At 57.2% G+C, this 17206-nt stretch carries 15 protein-coding genes; 5 read left to right on the forward strand and 10 right to left on the reverse strand.

Annotated features, from left to right (window positions below; all coding sequences use genetic code 11):
- Positions 1-218 precede the first annotated feature (218 nt).
- Entirely contained in the window at positions 219-626 is a 408-nt protein-coding gene (locus FS777_RS04785) for an SMI1/KNR4 family protein (protein WP_023532298.1), read from the forward strand.
- A 75-nt stretch (positions 627-701) separates the two neighbouring features.
- On the opposite strand, the gene FS777_RS04790 is transcribed toward FS777_RS04785, so the two are convergent.
- The gene (locus tag FS777_RS04790) at positions 702-2462 is read right to left on the reverse strand and encodes a cation:proton antiporter (protein WP_058638786.1); all 1761 of its coding nucleotides are present in this window, start codon (positions 2460-2462) and stop codon (positions 702-704) included.
- Positions 2463-2792: 330 nt separating this feature from the next.
- Between FS777_RS04790 and FS777_RS04795 the strand changes: the two genes are divergently transcribed.
- Positions 2793-3278, forward strand: coding sequence for an acyl-CoA thioesterase (locus tag FS777_RS04795; protein ID WP_023532667.1), 486 nt, complete (start codon positions 2793-2795; stop codon positions 3276-3278).
- Here the strand turns inward: FS777_RS04795 and pdxY are convergent.
- Positions 3275-4147, reverse strand: a complete 873-nt coding sequence (pdxY, locus tag FS777_RS04800) for a pyridoxal kinase PdxY (RefSeq protein WP_058638785.1) — start codon at positions 4145-4147, stop codon at positions 3275-3277. The genes FS777_RS04795 and pdxY overlap by 4 nt on opposite strands.
- 119 nt (positions 4148-4266) lie before the next feature.
- On the opposite strand from pdxY, the gene FS777_RS04805 reads away from it, so the two are divergent.
- Positions 4267-4659 (forward strand): DUF3301 domain-containing protein, encoded by a 393-nt coding sequence (locus FS777_RS04805; protein WP_058602729.1) that lies wholly within the window; start codon positions 4267-4269, stop codon positions 4657-4659.
- Here FS777_RS04805 and FS777_RS04810 read toward each other — a convergent pair whose 3' ends face one another.
- From FS777_RS04810 to zigA, 3 genes are read right to left on the reverse strand one after another with little or no spacing between them, the layout of a single operon-like run.
- Complete coding sequence (locus FS777_RS04810) at positions 4660-5631, reverse strand: GTP-binding protein (RefSeq protein WP_058638784.1); 972 nt, start codon at positions 5629-5631, stop codon at positions 4660-4662. It abuts the gene before it with no gap.
- 40 nt (positions 5632-5671) lie between these two features.
- Positions 5672-6292, reverse strand: coding sequence for a DUF1826 domain-containing protein (locus tag FS777_RS04815; RefSeq protein WP_256675153.1), 621 nt, complete (start codon positions 6290-6292; stop codon positions 5672-5674).
- Positions 6289-7497: a zinc metallochaperone GTPase ZigA gene (gene zigA, locus FS777_RS04820; protein ID WP_145254120.1), complete on the reverse strand. Its 1209-nt coding sequence runs from the start codon at positions 7495-7497 to the stop codon at positions 6289-6291. The genes FS777_RS04815 and zigA overlap by 4 nt, the downstream gene beginning before the upstream one ends.
- Before the next feature lie 222 nt (positions 7498-7719).
- On the opposite strand from zigA, the gene folE2 reads away from it, so the two are divergent.
- Positions 7720-8625 carry a GTP cyclohydrolase FolE2 gene (gene folE2, locus FS777_RS04825; RefSeq protein ID WP_058638781.1) on the forward strand — a complete coding sequence of 302 codons (906 nt, stop codon included), beginning with the start codon at positions 7720-7722 and terminating at the stop codon, positions 8623-8625.
- On the opposite strand, the gene FS777_RS04830 is transcribed toward folE2, so the two are convergent.
- Entirely contained in the window at positions 8609-9136 is a 528-nt protein-coding gene (locus FS777_RS04830) for a DUF3617 domain-containing protein (RefSeq protein ID WP_058638780.1), read from the reverse strand. The two genes, folE2 and FS777_RS04830, sit on opposite strands and share 17 nt — an antisense overlap.
- Before the next feature lie 130 nt (positions 9137-9266).
- Here FS777_RS04830 and cls point away from each other — a divergent pair, with 130 nt between their 5' ends.
- Positions 9267-10706 carry a cardiolipin synthase gene (gene cls / locus FS777_RS04835; protein WP_145254123.1) on the forward strand — a complete coding sequence of 480 codons (1440 nt, stop codon included), beginning with the start codon at positions 9267-9269 and terminating at the stop codon, positions 10704-10706.
- A 70-nt stretch (positions 10707-10776) separates the two neighbouring features.
- On the opposite strand, the gene cfaB is transcribed toward cls, so the two are convergent.
- The 4 genes from cfaB to FS777_RS04855 all read right to left on the reverse strand — a co-directional run bounded on the left by cfaB (position 10777) and on the right by FS777_RS04855 (position 17081).
- Complete coding sequence (cfaB, locus tag FS777_RS04840) at positions 10777-11961, reverse strand: C17 cyclopropane fatty acid synthase CfaB (RefSeq protein WP_145254126.1); 1185 nt, start codon at positions 11959-11961, stop codon at positions 10777-10779.
- Positions 11962-12072: 111 nt separating this feature from the next.
- Positions 12073-14124 carry a TonB-dependent receptor gene (locus tag FS777_RS04845; protein WP_058638777.1) on the reverse strand — a complete coding sequence of 684 codons (2052 nt, stop codon included), beginning with the start codon at positions 14122-14124 and terminating at the stop codon, positions 12073-12075.
- Between the two features lie 341 nt (positions 14125-14465).
- Complete coding sequence (gene glmS, locus FS777_RS04850) at positions 14466-16301, reverse strand: glutamine--fructose-6-phosphate transaminase (isomerizing) (protein ID WP_058638776.1); 1836 nt, start codon at positions 16299-16301, stop codon at positions 14466-14468.
- Positions 16302-16307: 6 nt separating this feature from the next.
- Positions 16308-17081, reverse strand: a complete 774-nt coding sequence (locus FS777_RS04855) for a DeoR/GlpR family DNA-binding transcription regulator (protein WP_058602719.1) — start codon at positions 17079-17081, stop codon at positions 16308-16310.
- Positions 17082-17206 lie beyond the last annotated feature (125 nt).

Consider the following 17206-nt stretch of genomic DNA (forward strand, 5'->3'; position numbering starts at 1 on the left):
TGGCTCGCCGCAAGTATTCTTCAAAACAGTTAACCCTGTCCTGCTGTCCAAAAAAAACCTCGGGTTTGCCCCGTGATGCTGCTCACTTGGCGCTGCCCTGCGGCCCAACGATTCCAAGTGAACAGTGTTCCGGGCCTCCCCGGGGTTTTTGCTTTTGCCATAGCGCACTACTAGGGTATAACCCGCAGCGTTGTCATCTAGGTCAGAGGAAGTGAATCGTGGAAGAAGTGATCGAACAACTCCGTGAAGCCAACGAGCCAGTACCGGTCCCCCTTGAGCTTCCAGACGAGGATCAGTTGGTTGAAATCGAAGAGCAGCTGTTCATCAACATTCCGTTCGTGTTCAAGGAATTTCTGCTGAACGTCAGCGACGTCGTCTATGGCTCGCTGGAACCTGTCACAGTGACTGACCCGCAGTCGCACACCTACCTTCCGGACGTTGCAGCAAATGCCTGGGACGCCGGGGTGCCTCGGGAACTGATTCCGCTGTGCCAGGACGGCGATAACTACTATTGCGTCGAGGAAGATGGCACCGTGGTGCTGTGGGATGCCGATGAGGAACTTGTCGGTGAGGACAGCTGGGAATCGGTTTGGCATTGGGCACGGGACGTCTGGCTAGAGAGCTGATCAGGCTCACCCTCACCTCGGTCTAAGGACCTTGCGGGCCGTGAGCACGGCCCGCCTGCAGCGTTCGCCACAGGGTCAGTGGCCGTTGTCCCGGTTGTTCTCCAGCGTTTCCAGCAACGCAATCTGCATGCGTGTATGCACCCGGATGAACCAACGCCACAGCAAGGCGACCACCACCGCTGCCACTATGGCAATGATCAGCAGCAGTTCATTAGTGGGAAGAATGCTCGCCGACAAAGCCGACAGCAGCAAAAAGATCACCAGCAGCGAAATCAGCGGAATGACTTCTGCAATCACGCGCCGTACGCGCTGAGTATGGCGCCCGGCCATTTCCGGTTTGACGCCCATCTCAGCCAGCAGCATCGATAGGGCCTTGAGTTTGCGGTAAGCCGCGATCAGAAATGGTAGCGAGAGCAGTAGCGCAGCCCCCCAGATCACCGCCTTCTGCTGGCTCACATCGCTCACCCACTGACTGAGCCAAGTGCCAAGCCGCCCTGCGAAGTAACCGCCGCTGAAGAATATGGCGATGACCAATGCCAGGTTCACACCTACCTGCAACAGTATGCGCCGTATCATCGCCGCTACCATGGCACTCTGGCCCTGGGGTTGGATATTGCGCAGCCATTCCCCGTACAAGGACAGCACACGAGCCAGCCGCCCAGGCACTACGTTGCCCAGTTTTATCGACAGCGGATCAGCGGCGCGAATCAGATAGGGCGTCAGTAGCGTGGTGATGGCCGAGACGGCGACTGCCACCGGGTAGAGAAAGTCGCTGGTCACCTGCAGGGTCATCCCCAAGGCCGCAATGATGAAGGAAAACTCGCCAATCTGAGACAGGCCCATACCTACCCGCAACGACGTGCGCCCGTCGTTGCCAGCGATGAAAGCGCCCATTCCACAGGACAGCATCTTGCCCAATACAACGGCCAAGGTGATGACCAAAATCGGCCAGGCGTAGTCGACCAATACCTGCGGATCAATCATCAAACCGATCGCGACGAAGAATATAGCGCTGAACAAGTCCCTGACGGGTTCGATCAAACGCTCGATCTTCAGCAACTGCCGCGACTCGGCCATGATGGCACCAATCAGGAAGGCCCCCAGGACCATGCTGTATTCGAGTTTCACGACCAGCAGGCAAAAACCGAAGCACAGACCCAGCACTGTGATCAGCAGCATCTCGTTGCTTTCGAACTTGGCCACATAAGCCAGTACGCGCGGTACCAACAGAATGCCAATCACCAAGGCAACAATCATGAACAGCGACAGCTTGCCGACGGTTGAAAATACCTCTCCCGAACTGACGGTGCCGCTGACGGCGATACCCGAAAGCAATGCGATGATGCCGATACCCAGTATGTCTTCGACAATCAACACGCCGAATATCAGCTGTGCAAACCGTTCGTTCTTCATCTTCAGGTCATTGAGAGCCTTGACGATGATCGTGGTCGAGGAAATGGCGAGAATGGCGCCCAGAAACAAGGAGTCCATAGTGTTCCAGCCGAACCAACGCCCTATCTCGAAGCCGATCCAGATCATCAGCACAATTTCCAGAAAGGCGGCTATGAAGGCCGTGGCGCCCACTTTGAACAGCTTACGCAGACTGAACTCAAGGCCTAGGCAAAACATCAGGAAGATCACGCCGAGCTCGGCGAGGGTTTTGATGGTGTCTTCGTCGTGAATGAGACCGAAGGGGGGCGTGTGAGGGCCTATGATGAAACCGGCGACGATATAGCCGAGGACCACTGGCTGCTTGAAACGATGAAAAACAATGGTGACCACGCCTGCAACCAGCATGATGACCGCCAGGTCCTGAATGAAGCTGATGGCATGCATGACGTGATTCTCCTTCTCTCGTCTTGGGCTGTTCTACCAGGCAGACCGCGCCTGCGCCGAGGCGGGCCCAAGCAAGCAGCGAGTACACACTGTATTCATTGAAAGACTGCCCATGTTGCATGGGCGTACTCAGATTAACATCGCGTCTTCCCATGAACCGTCGATGCAATATGATGAAACAGATCGGCTGCTATAAGGCCGTCACTGGCGTAAACAGCGTGACGCCTCAAAGCATGGGAGCGTCCCGTTAAACGCAGGCTGCCGCCTCATCAGGACAGAGCCCCTGCTAGCCTTTGGCGCGATTGCGCGCAATCTTACCGTGAGCATTTTATGGAACCTGGAAACGCCCAACTGAGCATGACCGTCTTGATGACACCCGACATGGCGAATTTCTCTGGCAACGTACATGGCGGCACGCTGCTCAAGTACCTCGACGAAGTCGCGTATGCGTGTGCCAGCCGCTATGCAGGCTCCTATGTAGTCACGCTGTCAGTCGACCAGGTCATCTTTCGCGAGCCGGTGCATGTGGGCGAGTTGGTAACTTTCCTGGCGTCGGTGAACTACACCGGCAATACCTCCATGGAGGTCGGTATCAAGGTTGTTACCGAGAACATTCGTGAACGCTCGGTGCGCCATTCCAACAGCTGCTTTTTCACCATGGTGGCCGTGGACGATAATCGACGGCCAGTCTCGGTCCCGCCGCGCCAACCGCAGAGTAGCGAGGAGAAACGCCGATTCCTGCAAGGCCAGCAGCGACGGCAGATTCGCCAGGAACTGGAAAAACGCTACCAGAACCTGAAAACCGACGGCGTCTAAGCGCTCAACAGCCTCGCTTCAAAACGCACGCGCGGGTGGGCTATGCGGTCCTGGGCACGTATCAGCTGTAGCTCGTAACTGGCGCAGGCTTGAGTTTCCAGCAGTACTTCGTGTACGGCGGAGGCTGCAAACTCGAATGCCTGCTCCCAGCTGTCGCCAAGCAGTACCCGCGCCATGAACAGACCGGAAGTCAGGTCACCCACGCCCACCGGTTGCTTCGGGAAGGCCAGCAGTGGGCGGCGCAGGTGCCAGCTGTGTTCGGCAGTCACCAACAGCATCTCGAACTGGTCCTCTGCGCGTCCTGGGTAAGCCAGATGCTTGACCAGCACAACCTTGGGCCCTTTGAGCAAAAGACTGCGCGCCATGCCTACGCAATCCTCCAATGATGCGGCGCGCCGGCCACAGAAGCTGTCTAGCTCCAGCTGGTTGGGGCACAGAATGTCAGCCTTGGTGATCGCCTGCTCCAGCAGAAACTGGCTGACCTGCGGCGATACGATGCACCCTTTCTCAGGGTGGCCCATGACCGGATCGCACAAGTATAAGGCCCGCGGGTTGACGGCCTTGATTCGCGCCACGCCTTCCAAAATCGCGCGCCCCTGTTCGGCACTGCCGAGGTAGCCCGAGAGCACGGCATCACACTCCCCCAGCTCACCGATGTTGGAAATGCCTTCCACCAACGCAGGAATTTGCGTTGGAGCAAGCACGTCTCCGCTCCACTGGCCATACTGGGTGTGATTGGAGAATTGCACCGTGTTGAGCGGCCACACATTGATGCCGACACGCTGCATGGGAAATACCGCAGCGCTGTTGCCGGCATGGCCGAACACCACATGGGACTGGATGGCGAGCAGGTGCGGGGTACGTTTCATGCGAGTCATTTCCAAAGCTGTTCAAGAATCATGCAACGCGCAGTATGAACGTGATTGCCACCTGTACGACAGGCCAGGGACGCAGTTAAGCTGGATCGATCTGTTTGGAGCCTACGCACATGTTGACCCTGGAGAATCTGTTTGTCCTGATGGTGATGGCCACGGCAGGCGCTTGGCTGTGGCATAACCACGGTCTGCGCGAGAAGGCCTTGGAAAGGGTCAAACAACATTGCGCCAAGCTTGACCTTCAGTTGCTGGATGACGCCGTCGCGCTCAAACGTATTGCCTTCGTGCGTGATGCCAACGGTCGCAAGCGTCTGGCACGCATTTACGGCTTCGAATTTACCGTGACGGGAGAGCAACGTCACCCTGGTACCGTGACTCAGTTCGGCGCGCACAGCGTGCAGATAGAGCTTGCACCCTACCCCTTCGAAATCAAGACGCCCCCACGCGCAGACAATGTGATCGAAATGCAGCAGTGGCGCCAACAACATGACCGTTGGCACAACTGATCAAGGCATAAGGCACTCCTGCACGCGGGCTTGCAGCTCGTCCACAGGCTGAGGCCTTTCGAAAATCAACTCCAGGCGACTGTCGGCTGCCCATTCACTGGGCTGCCAAGGTGCCAACTCACCTTCTAGTGCATTGAAGGAGCGCCTTCCTTGTGCAGTGTGGATAACACCCTTGGCACGTCGCCACGCCAACGTCTTCAGCAGCTCATCTACTGCCTGTGGATAAAACTGCTGTGCGGGGTGCCAGCGCCAGCCTATGCTCCACCCATCCTCTCCTTGAAATACCTGGCGTATCGGCTCACGCCGGTTCGTCCAAAGAGCCAGCGGTGCCTTTGGCAGATTGTCGACAATCCCGATATTGGTGTTAGGGCTGTCAACAATCTCGTTTTGATGAACAGGCAGGCATTTGAGAGGAAGCCGACCTTGGGTCGTCCATATCAGCCTTTTCCCTGAGAATTCTTTATTTATCAACAGCTTGAAATATTTATCCACAACCTCTGACTTATTGATAACTAGCGTTTCACAGGCTTCCAATGCCGCTGATTGTGCAGTTGGCAGTTGCTTGCCAATACGCAGAGACGCGGGTGTAGCAACGACTACTAACGGCTGAACTGTCAGCACATCGTGCCAAGGCGCCTGGGTCAATTGATCAAGCAATTGAAGGGGATGGCCCAGACCGGATGGTTCTATGAACAGCCTGTGCGGCTTGCACTGGCGCAGAAGCCTGCTCAGGCCTACCTGGAACGGCACCCCATTGACACAGCACAAACAGCCTCCTGCCACTTCGGCTATCGTGATGCCGTTCTGGCTTGTGGACAAAAGTGCCGCATCCAGTCCTACTGCCCCGAATTCGTTGACCAATACGGCCCAGCGTTCGTGATCAGGCTTCTGCTGAAGCAGGTGATGAATCAGTGTGGTCTTGCCGGCCCCCAGCGGGCCAGCAATGACATGGGTGGGAATATTGCGGAGCATGAGGGTTCTTCAAGCGAGCGATTTGCTCAACTATGCGCTGTCAGGCTAGCCAGTCAAGCGTGAGCAACAGCCGGGGTGGCCCTGAAGGGGATCGATGTACGACGCCTGCGCCTTCATTGCCCTCCCAGCGCTCGCCCTTGAATAACGCCACGTCACCAGCATTCAGGCGCATCACCTTATCCACAGCGGCATAGCCTGTGGACAATGCAGTTCGCGCCACTTCCTGCTCCGGCACATACTCACTACCCGGTCCCGCATACGTTGTAATCAGTCTCAGCGGAACGTTATCCACATGGAAACGTGGGCACATCGGACTGGTCAGCGCACGTACGCGCAAACCCACGCGACGCGCGCCAAGCAAGCAGCTATAAGCCGACACGAGCCATGTGACATCCGCGACGAAAGCGTCATAGCCGTGGATATCCACAGCCTCCTGCAGCAGCGCGTCGATCACTGGGACCTGATGCTCATCGACCTCGAGCACCCGCTGATCCGCTAACGATCCACCAAGCCCCGCCACAACTTCTGCAAAGTCGTGAAGCTGAGGCGGAAGTTGTCGCTGCCAGACAGCGAGATTGACACCGTCCTGCAGGACCTGCGCCATTGCCTGAGGAGTCTGGCCAAACACCTGACGGATATCCACAGCCTCTGGCTTACTCACGCTGCCACCTGCTCGTCCCAGGGGCCGAATGGATCGGGAAAACGCAACCAGCCCATGGGCTCGAGTGCCATTTCTTCATCCGTCAACAGGCACTGATCAAGAGCTGTGGATAATTGCGCCACATCCAGATTTTGAACTATGAACACTAACTCCTGCCGGCAGTCGCCAGTATCTGGCAACCAATGTTCAAGAATGGCTGCAACGTTATCCACATCCTCCGGCCACTGTTCGCGGGGTACGAAACACCACCAGCGACCAGCCAGACCATGGCGCATCATGCCGCCTGCCTGAGACCAACTGCCCGCTTCTTTATATTTGCTCGCCAACCAAAAGAACCCTTTAGAACGTAGTAACCGGCCATTACTCCAGGGCGTGTGGACAAAGTCATGGAACCGCTGCGGATGAAAAGGCCGCCGTGCGGTCCAGGTGGTCGCTTGGATGCCATATTCTTCTGTTTCCGGTGTGTGTTCACCGCGAAGCTCCTTCAACCAGCCGGGCGCTTGCTCTGCCTGGTCGAAGTCGAACAAGCCGGTGTTTAGAATCCTGGCAAGGGGAACCTGACCCATGACCATTGGAATGATCTGGGCTCGGCGGTTCAGGCTACGGAGGATGGCTGAAAGCTCTTCCCGTTCGGCCTGACTGACCAGATCGATTTTGCTCAACAGCAATACATCAGCAAACTCTACCTGCTCAATCAGCAAGTCGCTGATCGAGCGTTCATCGTCTTCTCCCAATGTCTGGCCACTGCTTTCCAGGCTCTGCGCGGCTTGATAATCACGCATGAAGTTCAAGGCATCCACTACGGTGACCATGGTGTCGAGACGCGCCAGATCCGACAGGCTGCGGCCTTGCTCATCACGGAAGGTAAAGGTTTCAGCCACAGGCAGAGGTTCTGAGATACCAGTCGATTCAATCAGCAGGTAATCGAAGCGCCCCGCCTCGGCCAGGCGTGCAACCTCTTCAAGCAGATCTTCACGCAGCGTGCAGCAGATGCAGCCATTACTCATTTCCACCAGCTTTTCTTCGGCCCGGTTAAGGGTGACATTGCGCTGGACTTCGCTGGCGTCAATGTTGATCTCACTCATGTCATTGACGATGACCGCGACACGAAGATCTTCGCGATTGCGCAGAACATGGTTGAGAAGCGTGCTTTTCCCTGCGCCCAAAAACCCGGAGAGCACAGTGACAGGAAGACGATTGGACATGGCAAAACCTCATCACACAGGCGCATTCGAAACGATGCATTGCATAATGTTATAAAGTAACAATACAATTTAGCCAAGTGGTTCCTGACGAGAGCTCTGTGTAATGAATAGAAAACGACCAGCCCATTTCACGGCGCATTGCTGACGACTCAGCCGCTACCTCACTGCGCCCATCCGCAGTGGACCCAATGTTCCACATACACGCATAGCCTTGGAAATCCCATGTCCCATCCCCCGCTTCCCGACGTCGCTGCACAGCATCTGAATTCCACCACACCATTGGACTGGGTAGGGATGTGCGGTATAGCCATGCCGATGCAGATCGGGGGCCGTCTGGTAGCAGCTACGGCAGATGCGGGTGTTAACCTTGTGGATGGCAACTCACGCGGCATACACATGTCGCGTCTGTACCTGGCGCTTGAAAATCTTGAACAGGAGCCGCTGCGTCCGCTGCTGCTGCGTCGCCTTTTAGCGAGTTTTCTCAACAGTCATGATGGGCAATCGTCTGCGGCATACGTGCGATTGAGCTATCAGCATTTGCTTAAACGGCCTGCCTTGGTTAGTCCTCTTGCCGGGTGGAAAAGCTATGACGTCGAGATCCATGCACGGATCGAACATGAAATGTTCCACGTGGAACTATCCGTTTCGATACCCTACTCGTCTACATGCCCTTGTTCAGCGGCGCTGGCTCGACAGCTTATTCAGCGACAGTTTCAAGCGCGATTTGGCATAGGAAACGTGGATAGTGATGAGGTCGTTGCGTGGCTGGGCACTTCGGAAGGCATCGTAGCGACGCCTCACAGCCAGAGGAGCATGGCGAAGATAAGTGTCAGGCTCGAGGATAATCATCCTGATCTCCCCATAACCGAGGTGATAGACAAGGCCGAGCAAGCCTTGGGCACTGCGGTACAAACCGCCGTGAAGCGCGCCGATGAGCAAGCATTCGCCCTGGCAAATGGACAAAATTTGATGTTTTGCGAGGACGCAGCCAGGCGAGTTTATGGGGCGCTAAGGGCTGTGGAATGGAGTAAAGCGTTCAAAGTGCGCGTGGAACATGCTGAAAGCCTGCATGCCCACGACGCCGTAGCAACTGCCCAGTGGCAGTGGAACATCACGTCCGAGGCTTGACCGTACCGCAGTCATTGCCCAGCCATACCGCACGTGTATTCATGCTGCCCTGCTGCTGAACACCCGACGCATTGAAAGTACCACTTACTTGTGTAGTGAATTCCTTGTCACTCAGGAAGGTAGCCTGGCCATTGCCCTGGGCCTTGGGGCAGCTGAACTGAAACTTCCAAACGTTGCCGGTGCGATCGGTAATCTTTTGAGTACAGCCGGACTTTGGATCCTGCAGGGGAATGTCATTGGTTGCCACCTGCTGAGGGGTAAGACAGGAACGCACCCCTTTTCCACCCACGGTGACACCTTGCTTGGCAAGCATGCCTTCCATCATCGCCCGTTGATCGGGCGGTAGGTTCTTCAACTGACTGAGCATGAAATCCATATCAGGTAGCGGCTTGCCATCGACCTGCATATTGCTGGTAGTCAGCTCCCACAAGCCGGGTTGAAGCATTTGGGCCTGGGCCGTTACGCAACTTGCGCACAAGGCCAGCGCCAGCAACGGCATACGAATTTTCATGGAAAACACACTCCTGGAAATGCCGGTCACCCCGACGATGTTTGAGTTAGACGTTGAAACGAACCGCTTGTTGCAGGCGAACCACGTTCGTGTTCTGTTACCTAAGGTGTATTCGACAAGCAGGATGCATATGGATTACCACAGCCCCCTTTTTTTTGGCTATCTACTTGGCGTGATTCATCTGCTAGGTATTATCGCCGCGCTCCATGCGTTGTTCACAGTCCGTACTGCTCAAGGCGCCATCGCTTGGGCCATGCCGCTTTTCTTCATTCCTTACCTGACGCTCATTCCTTACCTGATATTCGGTGCGCGCTCCTTCAATGCCTACATAAAGGCCAGGCGCCAGGCCAATCAGGAAATGCATGTCGCCATGGCCAGCCTGAATTGGCGCCCTTGGGTCGAAGAAGCTCTCGCCGCTCGCGCATCGGACAGCTACGCTGCCTTGCGCGCAATGCCCAAACTCAGCCGAATGCCGTGCCTGGCCAATAATCAGGTCGAGCTGTTGATTGATGGCAAGCGCACCTTCGAGGCGGTGTTCGAAGCCATCGAGAAAGCGACGCGCGTTGTACTGGTGCAGTTTTTCATCATCCATGACGATGAACTTGGGCGGGCCTTGCAACAGATACTGCTGCGCAAGGCGGCCGAAGGCGTTCAGGTGTTTGTGCTTTATGACGGTGTCGGCAGCCATTCCCTGCCCCGCCGCTACAGCCAGCGGCTTCGTGCAGGAGGTGTGCAGATACATGCATTCGCTACCCGTCGAGGCTTGTTCAATCGCCTCCAAGTCAACTTTCGCAATCATCGCAAGATCGTCGTGGTTGATGGCTTGGTCGGCTTTGTGGGTGGTCACAATGTCGGCGACGAGTACCTGGGCGCTAACCCCAAGCTTTCCCCCTGGCGTGATACTCATGTGCAAATCAGTGGGCCAGTGCTAGCGTGCCTGCAGGAATCGTTCGCTGAAGATTGGTACTGGGTAACTCGGCAGTTGCCTCCCCTGATCCTCCAGGACAACTATCCGGATGACGGCGTTCTGTGCCAGGCATTGGCCAGTGGCCCTGCAGACTCCAAGGAAACCTGCTCGCTGTTCTTTCTGGAGGCTATCCACTCGGCCAAGCATCGCGTCTGGGTAACGAGCCCGTATTTCGTTCCCGATGAAGCGGTATTCGCTGCCCTGCGGCTAGCAGCCCTACGCGGGGTAGATGTGCGTGTCCTGATTCCGTCTCGACCAGACCACAAGATCGTGTACGCCGCCTCCAGCCTGTTCGCATTCGAAGCGGTACGCGCCGGTGTACGCATGTTCCGCTATCAGCCTGGGTTCCTGCACCAGAAGGTCGTGTTGGTGGATGACGACATCAGCGCTGTCGGCAGCGCCAACCTGGATAATCGATCGTTCCGTCTGAACTTCGAGATCACCTTGCTCACCATCGACAAGGCATTCGCCGATACGGTCGAACGCATGCTCAACGAAGACTTTGCCAATGCGCGAGAGATAACGGTTGAGGAAACCGAGGCCACCCATCGGCTACAGCAGGTGGGCATGCGCATCGCAAGGTTGATTTCACCGGTGTTGTAAAACGCGCCAAGCTTCACCGACCTCACTCCTGGAGCGAGTTCGGTGAAGCTTGGCACACAGGAGGTGAGCGCTAACGGTAGAGATGCTCACGCGTCCAAGGTAGATCATGATGGCCATCCGCGTAGGGCTTGACCGCCAGTATTTGATGCAGATTGATCCAGCCTTTCTCGAACGCATAGGCGCAACCTGCCAAATAAAGACGCCAGATACGCAGTGTCTTTTCCGGCACTAAAGCAGCCGCATTGTGCAGCTGGTTTTCCAGGTTCTCGCTCCAGTGGTGCAGAGTCTTGGCGTAGTGCATGCGCAGGCTTTCCACGTCGACCACTTCCAATCCAGCCTCACAGACAGCGGCGCTGATCATCGACAAGTGGGGCAACTCACCGTGCGGGAATACGTAGCGGTCGATGAATTCTCCAGCGCCTCGACCCACCGGGCGGCCATCCACATGCTTGGCCGTGATGCCATGGTTCATGACGAGGCCGCCTTCGCGCACTGCGCCGAATAGCGTCTTGCAATACAGCGGTAGATTGGCATGACCGACATGCTCGAACATGCCCACGCTGACGACCTTATCGAAGCGCCCGTCTTGTGGCAGGTCGCGGTAATCAAGAATCTGCAGGTCTACACTGTCGCCCAGGCCTTCGGCCTCCACACGTTCCCGTCCGAGCTTGAGCTGTTCTTTGCTCAACGTGATGCCAAAGACTTTCGCCCCATATTCACGTGCAGCGAAGCGCGCCAGACCTCCCCATCCACATCCCACATCCAGCAAATAGTCACCGGTCGCCAGGCGCAGCTTGCGGCACAGGTGATCGAACTTGTCTTGCTGGGCCTGTTGCAGTGTGTTGTCCGGCTCACGGAAATAGGCGCAGGAATAAACCATGTCCTGGTCCAGCCATAACCGGTAAAAGTCGTTGGACACATCGTAGTGGTAGGAAATGGCTTCGGCGTCGGTTCGCTTGTCATGGGCCAGGCGCTGGGGAGCGTGATCGCGATCGTCGGGCAGCAGTGCTTCGCTGAGCTCGTCGCAAACACGGATAGCCTCGCCGATGTCGCCTTCGAGCTCGAGCTTGCCTTCCACGAAAGCGGTACCCAGCTCATCCATGCTTGGATGGGTGAGCTGGAAAATGAGTTGAGGCTCCTTGACCAGAATGGTCACTTGCGGGCTGGGGCCCAAGTCGAAATGGTTGCCGTCCCACAATTTCAAACGCAACGGCAGGTGTAGACTCTGCAAAGCCGGCGGAAGCTGAGCAAGCATGTAACCCTTCCTTCCCATGTACGGGGCAAGACCCAAGACATTTCGAAAGCCACCGGTTCAGCGTAGACCATCTGTAGGAACTGTCTGTAAAACGAACGTTGCAGGCGGGGGCTACAGTTTCAGATTCAGGGAAACGAATGCTGACCGGCCAGGTGCCGGCGAGAACATCGCCTGGTCGTCACCGCCCCAGAAGAAGTTGTCGTACCAGACGTATTCGTATTTGCGATCCAGCAGGTTCTTGACCTGCACATCGACGCTGGCAGCGGACGTGATGCGGTAGCTGACGCTGGCGTCCGCGACGACAAACCCACCGTATTTGCCTTGCTCGTTGAGCTCGTCTATGTAGTAGCTCCCCTGTGCCCTGCCCTGCAGACCGAACTTCCAGTCATCGTTATAACGATAATCGACACCCACGGTGCTCACGTACCGAGGCGTGGAGAACACCTCCTTACCCGAGAGTGATTGCCCGGCAGCAGAAAACGCCTTGATCACTTTGGCTTCCTGGATGGCGTGGGAGGCATAGACAGTCCACTGATCATCCAGCTGGGCATTGATCTGCAAATCCACACCGCGGCGGCGCGTTTCACCCAGCCCGACCGTGGTCCCGGTACTGGGCATGTTTGCTACTTCATCGGTAGCATCCTGCTGCCAGATCGCGACCCGCGCTTGGGCGCCCTCGAACGGTCTGAACTTGATACCGACTTCTTTGCCTGTGTTGATCGACGGATCGTATGAAGGCTGCCCTGGGGTCAGGTAGGCGGGCTCGGTAGAGCCGGTGAGTATCTGGAAGGTACGCCCCCAATTGGCGTAAACGTCGATATCGGGAGTAACGCTGTAAATGACGCTCAGCTTGGGCTGTCGGATCCAGCCGTAGTCTTGCAGCGAGCCTTTGACGCCACCCAAGAGCTGCGTATTGCCGGTGAACTTATCCACCCGCATGGCCGGTATGATCTTCAGTGACTCGATGGGCTGGATAACGGCCTGAACATAGGCACCGGTGTTGCGCAGGGTGTAGCGATCGTCATTCTGCACGCGCGCCGGTACGGTATCGAAGTTGGTCGGAAGGCTGAAGCTGTAGCGCTCGCGACCGTAGCGGTTGTCCTGCTCCTCGTAGTTGACACCGCCGTCGAGGGTAAGGTGCTCGTTCACGCGCCATGTCAGGTTATTGAGCATGCCCGTCTGCTGTTCGTCCCATTGCCGACGCTGACGGGGCGCGTTACCGGGGCGGTAGTCCGTGAAGGTGATGGTGCGGTCATCGTTGTAGTCGTTGTAATACAGCTTGCTGCTAAGGCTCAGGTCATCATTGAGCTGCCAATCCGCGTGCAGGCTGAGATGCTTCATGTCGCGGTCATCGCCGTCATTGGCGTTCTTTGCCGGTGATTGCGTGCGGCTAACGTGCATCTGTTCACGGGTTAGAAACCCGGACTCCTGAGCCTGGTGATGGTACAGGCGTGCGATCAGCCCAATGCGGAAATTCTGCTCGTCGTTGCTAATGAACCACTTACCTCCCAGCGCATATTTGTTCGAGTTGCTGTGATCGCGGTAGCCATTGCTGTCCTGCTTGGCAAGGAAGTAGTTCTGGGCAAAATTCCCCTCCTCGTGCCCGACCGCCAACTGCACCTCACGGGTGTCGAAGCTGCCATAGGTCAGCCGGCTATCTATATAGTTGCCGCCTTGGCGCGTGGCGAAGTTGATGTTGCCCGCGATGTTGTGCAACCCGTAACGCGGGTCGTTCGTGCCCCGGACCACTTCGATGTAGTCGATATCCAGGGGAAAGATCATGTCGATGAAGCGCTGGTTGCCGCTGTTGACGTTGCTCGGGATCCCATCGATCAGCGTCTTGATACCGTTGATGTACCCTTCGCCGTTGAAAGCGCGGAACGTTACCTTGCCCGATTCGGCCCCCTGCCCTGTTTCGGTGAGCTGTATGCCCGGCATTTGGCCCAGCAGCTGCCAGCTGTTCATGACGTTCTTGTCCTCGACCTGATCACCGCCCAGCACATCGACCGAAGTGAGCACGTTCTCGGTGCTCAGCGCCACCTTGGCGTCTTGCGTGATGTTCACGGCGCCAAGAGTGATTGTGGAACTGCCGGGTTGGTCGGCGAACAGTTCAGGGGTAACCATTACCGTGAACATGGCAAGGGAGGCCGGGGTGACTCGCATGGGTGCTCCTGGGTGAGTAGACAGGGAAGAGATCAGGTGCCGGGAAGCTCGCTAAAAAAATGCTGAGCCTTTAGACGTTATATCATAACTAATTAAACGTTATGATATATCAACTCAATTCCATCTATCTGATGTTAAAGCACCGTGATTCGCGACGGCCGCAGGAAGTATTGGGTGTATGGTTTCGGCCCAACCAACTCTGAAGCGCAAGAGCATGAAAAATCGCCAATAAAAAACCCCCGTGAAAAACGGGGGTTTTGACTGCCGATCGATCAGATGATCACCGACCGTATTTCACGGCTTCTGCTCGACGTTAAGCTGGCACTGTCGAAAAGCTGCCCTCACTCCACCGTCACCGACTTCGCCAAATTCCGCGGCTGGTCAACATCAGTCCCCTTGAGCACGGCGACATAGTACGAGAGCAACTGCAAAGGAATGGTGTACAGAATCGGCGCCAGCGCATCCGCGATATGCGGGACCGGAATCACATGGGTCCCTTCGCCATTGCTCAACCCGGCTTGCTCGTCAGCGAAGACCACCAGCTCACCGCCGCGTGCACGCACCTCCTGCAGGTTGGACTTGAGCTTCTCCAGCAGTTCGTTGTTCGGCGCAACGGTCACCACCGGCATGTCGTTATCCACAAGCGCCAGCGGGCCATGTTTGAGCTCGCCCGCGGGGTAGGCTTCGGCGTGGATATAGGAGATTTCCTTGAGCTTGAGCGCACCTTCCATGGCCACCGGGTATTGAGCGCCGCGGCCCAGGAACAAGGTGTGATGCTTGTCAGCGAACAACTCGGCGACTTTCTCGACGGTTGCGTCCATGGCCAATGCTTCACCCAAACGTGTTGGCAGGCGGCGCAGTTCCTCGACCAGTTCAGCTTCGACGCCCTTGTCCAGGGTGCCGCGCACCTGGCCCAAGGCCAAGGTCAGAAGCATCAACGACACCAGCTGGGTGGTGAAGGCCTTGGTCGAAGCGACGCCGATTTCCGGGCCGGCCAGGGTCAGCAATGTCAGGTCGGATTCACGCACCAGCGAGCTGATGCCCACGTTGCAGATCGCCAGGCTGCCAAGGAAGCCCAGCTCCTTGGCGTTGCGCAGCGCTGCCAGGGTATCGGCGGTCTCGCCTGACTGGGAGATGGAAACGAACAGCGTATCGGGCTGCACGACCACCTTGCGGTAACGGAACTCGCTCGCTACTTCTACCTGGCAGGGTATCCCCGCCAGGCTTTCCAGCCAGTAACGTGCAACCATGCCGGCGTGATAGCTGGTACCACAGGCTACGATCTGCACATTGCGCACTTTGCCAAACAGCTCGGCTGCCTGCGGACCGAATGCCTGTACCAGGACATGGTCATGGCCCAAGCGACCTTCCAATGTGCGTTGCACCACCCGCGGCTGCTCGTGGATTTCCTTAAGCATGAAGTGACGGTACTGGCCCTTGTCAGCGGCCTCGGCGCCTTCGTGGTACTGCACGGTTTCACGCTGCACAGGATGGCCATCGTGGTCCCAGACGGCGACGTGGTCGCGACGGATCTCGGCGATATCGCCCTCTTCGAGATACATGAAGCGATCGGTGACCTGCCGCAGGGCCAGTTGGTCAGAGGCAAGGAAATTTTCACCGAGGCCCAGGCCAATCACCAACGGGCTGCCGCTACGCGCAGCGACCAGGCGGTCAGGCTGGCTTTTGCTGATCAATGCCAGGCCATAGGCACCGTGCAGGCGCTTGACCGCAGCCTTCAAGGCGTCTGCCAGGTCGGGAATGCCCTTGAGGAGATGGTCGATCAGGTGGACGATCACTTCGGTATCGGTCTGGGACACGAAGGCATAGCCCAATCCCTTCAGTTCCTCGCGCAGTTCCTCGTGGTTCTCGATGATGCCGTTGTGCACAACGGCCACGTCATGGCCTGAGAAATGCGGGTGGGCATTGGTTTCGGTAGGCGCGCCATGGGTTGCCCAGCGCGTATGCGCGATGCCGAGCCGTCCTGCGATTGGCTCGAGCGCGACGGCTGCTTCAAGCTCGCTGACCTTGCCGATGCGGCGACGGCGTTGCAATTCGCCCTCGGGCGTCAGCACCGCCAGGCCTGCGCTGTCATACCCACGGTATTCAAGACGCTTCAGGCCCTCGATAAGGATGGCGGTAATGTTGCGTTCGGCCACAGCACCTACAATTCCACACATGCTTGGTTACTCCTGACTGATAGCGGCGCAGATCAGATTGACGCCGCGTGCTTTAATTTGTGCGCGTGCCTGTTCGCACAGGCGTTCGTCCGAGATCAGGGTGTGCACCCTGCCCCACGGCAGTTCGAGGTTGGGAATCTTGCGGCCGACCTTGTCCGACTCAACCATCACGATCACCTCACGGGCGACCTCGGCCATGACGCGGCTCAGACCCAGCAATTCGTTGAATGTGGTGGTACCGCGTTCCAGGTCGATGCCATCGGCCCCGATGAACAACTGGTCGAAGTCATACGAGCGCAGAACCTGTTCGGCCACCTGGCCTTGAAAGGACTCGGAATGCGGGTCCCAGGTGCCACCTGTCATCAGCAGCACCGGCTCGTGCTCGAGTTCGCTGATGGCCCGGGCAACATTGAGCGAATTGGTCATGACCACCAGGCCCGGCTGGCGACCGAGTTCAGGGATCATGGCGGCGGTGGTACTGCCGCTGTCGATGATGATCCGAGCGTGTTCGCGGATGAGGTTCACAGCGGCACGTGCAATGGCACGCTTGTAGGCCGACACGGGTTGCGCCGGCTCCGCCAGCAACTCCTGCGGCATGGTTACAGCCCCGCCGTAGCGGCGCAGCAACAAACCATTGCTTTCCAGTGCCGCCAGGTCCTTGCGGATAGTGACCTCGGACGTGTCAAACCGTCTCGCCAGCGCATCCACGCTGACCTCGCCCTGCTCCGCGAGCAGGGCCAGTATGTTATGGCGGCGTTGTGGCGTGTTTCGTTTCGACATCGGCGCTTTAAGTTTCGTTTCGAAAGATAATGATCGCAATCAAAACCTAAATGCGCGGATCCGTCAACCCCGTCGTCTCGCTGTGGATAACCATACCCAGCCGTATGGCCAGCGTTAGCCAGCTA

Source organism: Pseudomonas sp. DE0157 (assembly GCF_007678615.1).
Lineage (GTDB): Bacteria > Pseudomonadota > Gammaproteobacteria > Pseudomonadales > Pseudomonadaceae > Aquipseudomonas > Aquipseudomonas parafulva_B.